Genomic DNA, 1,485 nt, shown 5'->3' with positions numbered 1-1,485 from the left:
CAACCCGAGTGACACCGTAGGTGATATTTAGCCCTCTGAGCGCCTGTGCGAGCACTGGAGCTTCGGTAGAGCTTGCAGTGATGTTCACCCCAGGGTTACCACCCCACCAGAGCGTACAGAGCTTCGTTGAGCCCCTGCTGATTCGTCCACCGTGTGTGTATCCATGCATACCCCTGTCGGGGGCGAAATCGGACAAATCCCACGCCTTAAGCAAGGCCGAGAGGAGGCCCTTTTGGCTTGGGTCTTGGACGTAAACCGTCGCTTGATACCAATCGAACCGTGTCATTTGGCTGGACCCCGCTTGGCACTAGGCTTCCGGCGCGTTTTGACCGGTTTCGGAGGGGGGGTTGAGTCAGTACCTGACCCCCGTGTTACAGGGACGGGGGTTGACCCCTCTTCTGAGCCTTCATCGAGACGCTGCATGAGCATGTCCAATTGCTTGATCGAATCGCCCGAAACGGCCACAAGTTCGTCGTGGACACCTTCCACAACGGCGCGTAGTCCCTGCTTGACTTGATCGGGTGCTTCGAAGGCTGCTTCGAGCAACGCAACGGTGCGTATGAGCGCTGGAGCTACCGAATCGAGCAACTCAGCGATGACTGAACCACGAGTGCGGTTCTGGAGGCTGGCGAGACGTGCAATGACGTCGTGCGTCTGCGGTTCAAGCGTGACTTGAACGCGCGGTTTGAGCGTGGGCATGAATCTTCTCCGGTGGACACTTATCGCCGGAGTGTGGTGGCTGGGTGTGTACCTGTCAATCAGGTGGACACCTTTTGTGCGTTCTACCGCGCTACGCTTGGTGGCCGCGCCCGGTCGCCTGGCTGCTTCTGCGCTGCGCGCTAGACATCAACCAGCCGCCCAGACCCGGCAGCAATGGGTTGCGATGGTTTGTCGTCAATAAGTGCCCGCATGGCTTGCGGGAGCGCATCCCAGCCACCCAGTTCTGCCGCCCATTCAGCGATGATCCCTCCGTATTGCTTGCAAAGGGCTATACGTGAGCGTTCAGCGTCAGAGCGCCGCCATACGGTGCCTACAGCACGTTTCTTGAGGTCGTCCCAGCCAAGGACGGCTAGAGCATCAGCGACCCAGCCAGCACAGAACACGTCATCCGACTCCCAACCGGCAACGGCCATGCGATGTTCACCTTTAGGGCGCACCCGAACTTCGAGGCGAGTCCAATCCCTCGGAGCGTCACCACCCTGCTCATACCCTTTTTCGTACAGGCAGATCCGCACAGGCGACTGCGGCGAGCCGAGATAGAGCGTGCGAGCCTGCCCCCTGATCCAATCCCCGCGCTGCTCGATGCTTATCCCGTTGGCCTGGGCGAATGCAATCAGATGCCCCGACAGCGAGTCGAACGCGCCTTCCTCGATCCAATCAGCACACGAGTCAACCCGAGTGACACCGTAGGTGATATTTAGCCCTCTGAGCGCCTGTGCGAGCACTGGAGCTTCGGTAGAGCTTGCAGTGATGTTCACCCCAGGG

2 protein-coding genes are annotated in these 1,485 nt (G+C 59.7%); one reads left to right on the top strand and one right to left on the bottom strand.

What is annotated here, in order from left to right; translation table 11 throughout:
* The first annotated feature begins 232 nt into the window (after positions 1 to 232).
* Positions 233 to 517: a hypothetical protein gene (locus ACIGG7_RS23715; protein WP_397551184.1), complete on the top strand. Its 285-nt coding sequence runs from the start codon at positions 233 to 235 to the stop codon at positions 515 to 517.
* A gap of 322 nt (positions 518 to 839) precedes the next feature.
* Here the strand turns inward: ACIGG7_RS23715 and ACIGG7_RS23710 are convergent.
* Positions 840 to 1,485: replication initiation factor domain-containing protein (locus tag ACIGG7_RS23710; RefSeq protein ID WP_397551183.1), on the bottom strand; the 646-nt coding region annotated here is incomplete at its 5' end.

This window comes from Rossellomorea sp. NPDC077527 (assembly GCF_044542955.1).
Classification (GTDB): Bacteria; Bacillota; Bacilli; order Bacillales; family Bacillaceae_B; genus Rossellomorea; species Rossellomorea aquimaris_E.
This window is presented reverse-complemented; position numbering and strand designations above follow the sequence as displayed.